This window comes from Phenylobacterium sp. (assembly GCF_036402295.1).
Lineage (GTDB): Bacteria > Pseudomonadota > Alphaproteobacteria > Caulobacterales > Caulobacteraceae > Phenylobacterium.
Genome location: NZ_DASWTE010000339.1, coordinates 1 through 8,761, shown reverse-complemented (window position 1 = coordinate 8,761; position 8,761 = coordinate 1). Strand labels below are relative to the sequence as shown.

The following is an 8,761-nucleotide window of genomic DNA, read 5'->3' as shown; positions in this document are numbered from 1 at the left end:
GATCTTCAAGATCGACGAGGGCCCGAAGAGCGGCATCCTCTCGGTCAACTTCCTGGGCAACAAGGCGTTCTCGGACAACGACCTGCGCGACGTGGTCGTCACCGAGGAGACGCGCTGGTTCAAGTTCTTCTCGAACAACGCAAACTACGATCCCGACCGGCTCGAGTACGACAAGGAACAGCTGCGCAAGCACTATCGCAACCGCGGCTACTACGACTTCCGCGTCTCGTCGGCGGTGGCCGAGTTGGCGCCCGACAAGAACGGCTTCGTGGTCACCTACACGCTCGACGAAGGCCCGCGGTACAAGTTCGGCAAGGTGCAGGTCGAGACCGAGCTGCAGAAGCTGGACAAGGAAGTGCTGACCGCCCTGGTGCCGATCCGCTCGGGCCAGACTTACCAGGACGAGGCGATCGAGCAGTCCACCGATGCGCTGACCTTCGCCGCCGGCGCGGCGGGCTTCGCCTTCGTGGACGTACGTCCGCGCTACACGCCCGACCGTGACAAAGGCGTGGTCGACGTGACCTTCCAGGTGGCCGAGGGGCCGCGGGTCTACGTCGACCGCATCGACATCGTCGGCAACACCCAGACGCTGGACTACGTGATCCGCCGCGAGATGAGCGTGGTCGAAGGCGACGCCTACAACCGCGCGCTGGTCGACCGGTCCAAGCGCCAGATCCGCGCGCTGGGCTTCTTCAAGGAAGTCGACGTCACCGAGGTGCCGGGCTCGGCGCCCGACCGCACCGCGCTGCAGGTGAAGGTGGAAGAGCAGCCGACCGGCGAGCTCTCGTTCTCCGCGGGCTATTCGTCGGTGGACCAGCTGGTGCTGGACCTGGGGGTGACCCAGCGCAACTTCCGCGGCCGCGGCCAGGACGTGCGTGCGCGGATCTCGGTGGGCTCGCTGCGCCAGCAGCTGGACTTCTCGTTCACCGAGCCGCGGTTCCTGGGCCGCGACGTGGCCGCCGGCCTCGACCTCTACGGCTACCGCTACGACCTGTCCGAGTTCTCGGCTTACAAGACGACCACCATCGGCACGACGCTGCGGGCCAACTTCCCGCTCTCGATCGATAGCCGCGGGGCGGTCCGCTACACGCTCCGCCAGGACGACATCGAGATCGAGAGCCTGTTCTGCGACCCGACCCAGGGCGCGGTGCTGTCGGCGGCGCTGTGCGACCAGGTGGGCACCTTCGTGACCTCGCTGATCGGCTACGGCGCGCGCCTCGACCGGCGGAACGACTACCTGAACCCGACCCGCGGCTTCTACGTCGACTTCAACCAGGACGTCGCGGGCCTGGGCGGCGACGTGAACTTCATCCGCACCGACCTGGAAGCGGCCTGGTTCCACGGATTCACGAAGGACCTGATCCTCTCGGTGACCGGCTCGACGGGCTACGTGACCGGCTGGGCCGGCGACTCGGTGCGCATCAACGACCGCTACTATCGCGGCGGCCTGACCTTCCGCGGCTTCGAGACGGCGGGTATCGGCCCGCGCGACGTCAGCCTGCAGCGCGCCGACGCCCTGGGCGGCAAGCTCTATGCGATCGGCACGGTCGAGCTGACGGTGCCGACGTTCCTGCCCGAGCAGTACGGGATCAAGGCGGCGCTGTTCACCGACGTCGGCACGCTGGGCAAGCTGGACAAGGAAGACAAACTATACCGGCCGGGTGACGTGGACTGCCTGCAGCCCACCATCGTCAGCCCGACCGATCCCACACAGCAGATCGCGAACCTCGCGACGCCCGGCACGCGCAACATCTGCATCCGCGACGACCTGTCGCTGCGCGCCTCGGCAGGGGTGAGCATCTTCTGGAAGTCGCCCATGGGGCCGATCCGGTTCGACTTCAGCCGCGTTTTGGCCAAGGAAGACTACGACAAGACCGAGACCTTCCGGTTCTCCACATCAACCAGGTTCTAGAAAACATGACGTTCAAGACATTCGCCGCGGTCGGTACCGCCGTGGCTCTGGCGCTCACGAGCGCTCCGGCCTTCGCCCAGGCGCCGGCCCCCGCCGCCACCACTGCGGCCCCGCAAGTCACCCACGGCGCGGCCGTTCCGGGCGTCTGCGTGCTCTCGGTCGAGGGCGCGATCGGCAGCTCCACCGTCGGCAAGTTCGTCCAGACCCGGCTGCAGCAGCTGCTGGGCCAGGTGAACGCCGAGCTGAATGGCGAGAAGACGGCGATCGACAACGAAGCCAGGACCCTGGAAGGTCAGCGCGCCACCCTGGACCAGAACGCGCTCGAACAGCGTGCGGCGGCCCTGCAGGTCCGCGCCAACGCCCTGCAGCGCAAGGCCCAGCAGCGCGAGCGCGAGATCCAGGTCACCGAACAGAAGGCCTTCGGCCGCGTCGGCGAGGAGATGGAGCCCCTGATCCGCACCGCCTACCAGCAGAAGCAGTGCTCGGTGCTGCTCAACCGCACCGGTGTTCTGTTCTTCAACCCGGCCTCCGACCTCACACCGCAGGTGGTGACGGCGCTGAACGCCAAGATCACCCAGTTCGCCTTCGACCGCGAACGGCTCGACCAGGCGGCGGCTCCGGCCGCGGCCCGTCCGGCGGCCGCCGCTCCGGCCGCTCCGGCCCAGCCGCAGCGCCGATAGCGAACGAGGCGACGCGCGGATCGAGTCCGCCTAAAAGGCTCGAGTCATGCCCGATCCGCGCTTCTTCGAAGACCTTGGCCCGGTCCCGCTGGGCGAGCTCGCGCGCCTGACCGGCGCAGAGCTCTCCGGCGGGGCCGAACGCCTGGTGAGCCGCGTGGCCGTCCTGGCCCACGCAGGCCCCGACAGCATTACTTTCCTCACTGACAAGCGCTATGCGCCCGAGCTCGCCCGCGGGCGGCCGGGGGCGTGCTTCATGCCGTCGGCCGCGGTCGAGCTGGCGCCCGACGGTTGCGCCGTCCTCGTCACGGCCAACCCTCAGAGCGCCTATGCGCTCGCCGCCCAGCGCCTGCACCGGCCGCGGACCGGCGGGACCCAGGCTGTCGCCGCCGACGCAAAGCTGGAGGGCGTCGTCCTGGGGCCAGGGGTCGTGGTGGGGCCGGCCGCCCAGATCGGCGAGGGCACGCGGATCGGCGCCAATACGGTGATCGGTCCGGGCGTGGCGATCGGGCGCGACTGCGAGATTGCGCCCAACGTGACCATCGGCTTCGCGCTCGTCGGCGACCGTGTGAAGGTGTTGGCCGGCGCCCGCATCGGCGAGCCCGGCTTCGGCGCGACGGTGGGGCCCAAGGGGCTGATCGACATCCCGCAGCTGGGCCGAGTGATCATCCAGGACGGGGTCTCGATCGGCGCCAACACCACGATCGACCGCGGGGCCTTCGACGACACCGTGATCGGCGAGAACACCAAGATCGACAACCTGGTGCAGATCGCCCACAACGTCCGCGTGGGACGCAACTGCGTCATGGCCGCTCACACCGGCATCTCCGGCAGCGTGACGATCGGCGACGGCGTCCAGTTCGGGGGGCAGGCCGGGGTGGCCGACCACATATCGATCGGCGCCGGCGCTCGCGTGGCCGGCGCGGCGGGCGTCATGAAGGACATTCCAGCCGGCGAGACCTGGGGCGGCATGCCCGCCCGGCCGATCCGGGACTGGCTGAAAGAGGCGGCCTGGCTCGCCCGGATGGCGAGACGGCGAGGGGGACACGAGGCATGACGCGTAAGGCGCCGGCAGGGAGCGATCCCACGGTTATCGACATCACCGAGGTGCTGCAGCGGATTCCGCATCGCTACCCGATGCTGCTCGTCGACCGCTGCGAGGAGTACAAGCAGAACGAATCCATCATCGGCATCAAGTGCGTGACCGTGAACGAGCCGTTCTTCCAGGGCCATTTCCCGGACTATCCGGTGATGCCTGGCGTGCTGCTGATCGAGGCCATGGCGCAGACCGGCGCGGTCCTGATGTCGAAGTCGTTGGAGGTGGACACCGCCGGCAAGGCAATCTTCTTCATGAGCGCCGACAACTGCCGCTTCCGCCAGCCGGTGCGGCCGGGCGACGTGGTGCGCATGCCGGTGAAGGTGGTCCGCCACCGTGGCGACGTCTTCAAGTTCGCGGGCCAGTGCCTGGTCGGTGACAAGGTGGCCGCCGAGTGCGAGTTCGCCGCGATGGTGGTGGAGACGTGATCCGGTGAGCGTCGAGATCCATCCGACCGCCCTCGTCGCCAAGGGGGCGGAACTGGCCGATGGCGTGAGCGTCGGGCCCTTCTGCATCATCGGCGAGCACGTGAAAATCGGCGCCCGCACGCAGGTGCTGGCGCACGTGGTCATCGAGAACCGCACGACGATCGGCGAGGACTGTTCGGTCCGCAACTTCGCCAACCTGGGCGGGCCGCCGCACCACACCGGCTACAAGGGCGAGCCCACCGAGTTGGTGATCGGCGACCGCAACAAGATCTGGGAGCACGTCACGATGCACATCGGGGGGCCCGGCAACGACGGCGTCACCCGCGTGGGCGACGACGGCATGTTCATGGCCACCAGCCACGTCGGCCACGACTGCATCGTCGGCGACAACGTGATCCTGGCGCACTCCGCGACGCTGGGCGGGCACGTGGTGGTCGGCGACTTCGTGATGGTGAGCGGGCTGGCGGCCGTGCACCAGTACTGCCGCGTCGGGCGCTATTCGTTCATCGGTGGCCTGGCCGCGGTGACGAAGGACGTGATCCCGTACGGCATGGTGTGGGGCAACCACGCCCACCTCGAGGGCCTGAACCTGGTGGGCCTGAAGCGCCGCAACTTCAGCCGCGAGACCATCTCCGAGCTGCGTTCGGCCTACCGCCTGATGTTCGCCGAGGAAGGCACCTTCCAGGAGCGGATCGACGACACCGAAACCGCCTTCGGCAAGAGCGCGCCGGTGATGGAGATCATCGACTTCATCCGCGCCGACGCTAGCCGGCCGCTCTGCCTGCCCGAGCGGGAAGTCTAGGCGTATGCAGAAGCTGGGCCTCATCGCCGGGGGCGGGGGGCTGCCGGTCGAGATCGCGGAGCACTGCGAGCGCTCCGGACGGCCGCTGTTCGTGGTGCGGCTGAAGGGCTTCGCTGGCGAGGCGCTCACGCCCTACGCCGGGGCCGAGGTGGGGATCGCCGAGCTCGGCAAGTGCATCAAGGTGCTGAAGCGGGCGGGCTGTCAGGCGATCTGCCTGGCGGGCAATGTGGCGCGGCCGGATTTCACGAGCTTGGTCCCGGACCTGCGCGGGCTGGCGCTGCTACCCAAGGTGATCGCCAGCGCCAAGGGGGGCGACGACGCACTGCTGCGGCTGCTGGTGGCGGAGTTCGAGAAGGAAGGCTTCGCCGTCGAGGGCGCCCACGACGTGATGGAGGACCTGTCCCTGCCGGCCGGGCCGCTGGGCCGTCATGCGCCCGGCGAGGACGCCCTGGCCGACGCGCTGAAGGCGCTCACGGTGGCGCGCGCCATCGGGCGGCTGGACGTGGGGCAGGCGGCCGTGGTGGCGCGCGGGCTGGTGCTGGCCGTCGAGGCTCAGGAGGGCACGGACGCGATGCTGGGCCGCGTGGCCGAGCTGCCGGGGCACCTGAAGGGCAAGCCAGGGGCCGCCGCAGGCGTGCTCGGCAAGGCGCCGAAGCCGATGCAGGAGACGAGAGTGGACCTGCCTACCATCGGCCTCGCCACCGTGCAGGGCGTGGCGCGGGCGGGCCTGGCCGGGATCGTGGGCGAGACGGGGCGGCTGCTGGTGCTGGATCGCGAGGAGACCATCGCGCTGGCCGACGAGCTGGGCGTGTTCATCCTGGGCGTCGAGCCGCCAAAGGACCTGGGCCAAGCATGAGCGCGCGGCCGCTCACCGTGATGCTGGTGGCGGCCGAGGCCTCGGGCGACGACCGCGGGGCCGGCCTGGCGCGGGCGCTGAAGGCGAAGCTGGGCGAAGGCGGCGTCCGGCTGGTGGGCGTGGGCGGGACGCGCATGGCCGCTGAGGGCGTGCGAAGCCCGTTCGACATCGCCGATCTCTCGATCTTCGGCCTCGCCGAGGGCCTGCTGGCCTGGCGCAAGGTGGTGCGCCGCGCCGACCAGACGGCGGCGCTGGCGGCGCGAGAAAAGCCCGACGTGGCCGTGCTGATCGACTCCTGGGGCTTCACCCTGCGCGTGGCGCAGCGGCTGCGGCGGCAAGACCCGAAGCTGCCGCTAGTGAAATACGTCGCGCCCCAGGTCTGGGCCTCGCGGCCGGGGCGGGCGAAGACGGCGGCGCAGGCATTCGACCTCCTCCTGACGATCCACGCCTTCGACGCGCCGGCGTTCGAGCGTGAAGGTCTCGAGACGGTGTTCGTGGGCGATGCGACGCTCGCCATCGACTTCAGCCACGCCGATCCCGCGCGGCTGCGCGCCGAGCTCGGGGCGGGGCCGGACGATCCTGTCCTGCTGGTGCTGCCGGGCAGCCGGCCCAGCGAGATCGAGCGCATCCTGCCGGCCTTCGAGGACGCCGTTCATCGCCTGAAGGTCGAGCGGCCAGACCTGCACGTGGTGGTCCCCGCCGCGCCGACCGTGGCCGAGCTGGTGAAGGCCCGCGTGGCCGGCTGGCCGCACCGGGCGCATTTGGTGGAGGGCGACGCGGCTAAGCGCGACGCCATGAAGGCAGCCACCGTGGCGCTGGCATGCTCGGGCACGGTGACGACCGAGCTGGCGCTGGCGGGCTGTCCGATGGTGGTGGCCTATCGGCTGGCGCCGGTGACCCACGCGATCCTGAAGCGGCTGATCCGCACGCAGTGGGTGACGCTGTTCAACATCGCTGCCCAGGACTTCGTCGCCCCCGAGATGATCCAGGACGACTGCAACGGCCCGGCGCTGGCGCGGGAGGTGGCGCTTCGGCTGGACGACGTGCAGCTGCGACGCCGCCAGGTCGAACGGCAGAACGCCGCGCTGCTGAAGATGGGCCGTGGCGGGCCTGATCCCAGCGAGGCTGCGGCGGACGCGGTGATCGCGGCGGTGTCAGAGCGCGTCGGCTAGCATGTCCCCGATGGGGATCTTGCGGGCCTGGCGTGGAAGGTCGTCGGTCATGACGAAGTCTTCGACGTCGATGATCCTAGGTCTCGTGAGCGGTAGGCCCATCCGCGTCACCAGCGGCTCCAGGATGTCGTCCACGAAGCTTTCCAAGGCGCGCCGGTTCTCCCAGAGCTCGATGGTGACGAAGCCGTCATCGTCGCCCCCGAAGGCGTGGACCAACGCGCCCCTCGGCGCGGCGGTGAGCGGTAGCTTCCTGCGGAACTCGGCGTATTCGTCGGCGGTGACGTTGTCGAACTCGTAGATCGCCATGACCGGCATGACAGGCCTCCCATGCGCGAACCCAATCGGCTCGAGGCGATCCTGAGGAGTCTTAGGGACGTTTGCAACTGTTCGGCGAACAGCGGCGTCTGAAACGAAAAGGGCCGGACCCGTGAGGTCCGGCCCGGCTCGTCGGGTCGGCAGCGTCGATCAGCGCTTGTCGATGGCCACGTAGCTGCGCGGCGGGGCGCCCGTGTAGATCTGGCGCGGACGGCCGATTTTCTGGGACGGGTCCTCGATCATTTCCTTCCACTGGGCGATCCAGCCCACGGTGCGGGCCAGCGCGAACAGCACGGTGAACATCTCGGCCGGGAAGCCCAGGGCCCGCAGCGTGATGCCCGAGTAGAAGTCGACGTTCGGGTACAGCTTGCGCTCGATGAAGAACTCGTCGCTGAGCGCGATCTTCTCGAGCTCCATCGCCACGGCCAGCAGGGGATCGTTCGAGCCGACCTCCTTCAGCACCTCGTGGCAGGTCTTCTGCATGACCTTCGCGCGCGGGTCGTAGTTCTTGTAGACCCGATGACCGAAGCCCATCAGCAGGTAGCGGCGGTCCTTCACGCCCTGGACGAACTCGGGGATCCGGTCGACGGTCCCGATCTCCTTGAGCATGTTGAGCGCTTCTTCGTTCGCGCCGCCGTGCTTGGGACCCCAGAGCGAGGCGATGCCCGCGGCGATGCAGGCGAACGGGTTGGCGCCCGACGAGCCGGCGAGGCGGACGGTCGAGGTCGACGCGTTCTGCTCGTGGTCGGCGTGCAGGGTGAAGATGCGGTCCATGGCGCGCGTCAGGACCGGGTTGGGCTTCCAGTCCTCGGCCGGGACCGAGAAGCACATGCGCAGGAAGTTCTCGGCGTAGGAGAGCTCGTTGCGCGGATACACGAACGGCTGGCCGCGGGAGTACTTGAAGGCCCGCGCCGCGATGGTCGGCATCTTGGCGATCAGCCGGTGGGCGGAGATCATCCGCTGTTCCGGATCATCGATGTTGGTGCTGTCGTGATAGAAAGCCGACATCGCGCCGACCGCGCCGCACATGATCGCCATCGGGTGAGCATCCCGACGGAAGCCTTGGAAAAAGCGGTCGAACTGCTCGTGCAGCATCGTGTGGTACACGATGTTCTTCTCGAACTCGGCGAACTCGGCCCCGCCCGGCAGCTCGCCGTGCAGCAGCAAATAGCAGACCTCTAGGAAGCTGGACTGCTCGGCCAGTTCGTCGATCGGGTAGCCGCGGTGCAGCAGCACGCCCTGATCGCCATCGATGAAGGTGATCTTGCTTTCGCAGGAGGCGGTGGAGGTGAAGCCCGGGTCGTATGTGAAGACATCGGCCTCCGCATACAGCTTGCGGATATCGACGACCGCCGGGCCGACGGTGCCACGTTGCACCGGGAGCTCGATCGATTTTCCGTCGATTTCGAACTTCGCCGTATCGCCCATGGGACCCCCTCTTCGCGCTTGCGAGATGAAACAACTGTTGGGGGGCGCTTATACCCCTTTACGAGCCAAGCGAAA

9 protein-coding genes are annotated in these 8,761 nt (G+C 68.7%); 7 read left to right on the top strand and 2 right to left on the bottom strand.

Annotation, left to right across the window (positions count from 1 at the left end; translation table 11 throughout):
- The 7 genes from bamA to lpxB form a co-directional block, all read left to right on the top strand.
- Positions 1 to 1,912: outer membrane protein assembly factor BamA (bamA, locus tag VGD44_RS20095; protein WP_331090159.1), on the top strand; the 1,912-nt coding region annotated here is incomplete at its 5' end.
- A gap of 5 nt (positions 1,913 to 1,917) precedes the next feature.
- Positions 1,918 to 2,592, top strand: coding sequence for an OmpH family outer membrane protein (locus VGD44_RS20090; protein ID WP_331090158.1), 675 nt, complete (start codon positions 1,918 to 1,920; stop codon positions 2,590 to 2,592).
- Positions 2,593 to 2,638: 46 nt separating this feature from the next.
- Positions 2,639 to 3,646, top strand: a complete 1,008-nt coding sequence (gene lpxD / locus VGD44_RS20085; protein WP_331090157.1) for a UDP-3-O-(3-hydroxymyristoyl)glucosamine N-acyltransferase — start codon at positions 2,639 to 2,641, stop codon at positions 3,644 to 3,646.
- On the top strand, positions 3,643 to 4,113 hold the full coding sequence (fabZ, locus tag VGD44_RS20080) for a 3-hydroxyacyl-ACP dehydratase FabZ (RefSeq protein WP_331090156.1): 471 nt from the start codon (positions 3,643 to 3,645) through the stop codon (positions 4,111 to 4,113). The genes lpxD and fabZ overlap by 4 nt, the downstream gene beginning before the upstream one ends.
- Positions 4,114 to 4,117: 4 nt before the next feature.
- A complete protein-coding gene (gene lpxA / locus VGD44_RS20075; protein WP_331090155.1) occupies positions 4,118 to 4,915 on the top strand; it encodes an acyl-ACP--UDP-N-acetylglucosamine O-acyltransferase in 798 nt (265 codons plus the stop codon).
- Between the two features lie 4 nt (positions 4,916 to 4,919).
- Positions 4,920 to 5,771 carry a UDP-2,3-diacylglucosamine diphosphatase gene (lpxI, locus tag VGD44_RS20070; RefSeq protein ID WP_331090154.1) on the top strand — a complete coding sequence of 284 codons (852 nt, stop codon included), beginning with the start codon at positions 4,920 to 4,922 and terminating at the stop codon, positions 5,769 to 5,771.
- A complete protein-coding gene (gene lpxB, locus VGD44_RS20065; RefSeq protein ID WP_331090153.1) occupies positions 5,768 to 6,943 on the top strand; it encodes a lipid-A-disaccharide synthase in 1,176 nt (391 codons plus the stop codon). Before lpxI ends, lpxB begins: the two co-directional genes overlap by 4 nt.
- On the opposite strand, the gene VGD44_RS20060 is transcribed toward lpxB, so the two are convergent.
- On the bottom strand, positions 6,926 to 7,258 hold the full coding sequence (locus tag VGD44_RS20060; RefSeq protein ID WP_331090152.1) for a hypothetical protein: 333 nt from the start codon (positions 7,256 to 7,258) through the stop codon (positions 6,926 to 6,928). The two genes, lpxB and VGD44_RS20060, sit on opposite strands and share 18 nt — an antisense overlap.
- A gap of 150 nt (positions 7,259 to 7,408) precedes the next feature.
- Positions 7,409 to 8,686 (bottom strand): citrate synthase, encoded by a 1,278-nt coding sequence (gltA, locus tag VGD44_RS20055; protein WP_331090151.1) that lies wholly within the window; start codon positions 8,684 to 8,686, stop codon positions 7,409 to 7,411.
- Positions 8,687 to 8,761 lie beyond the last annotated feature (75 nt).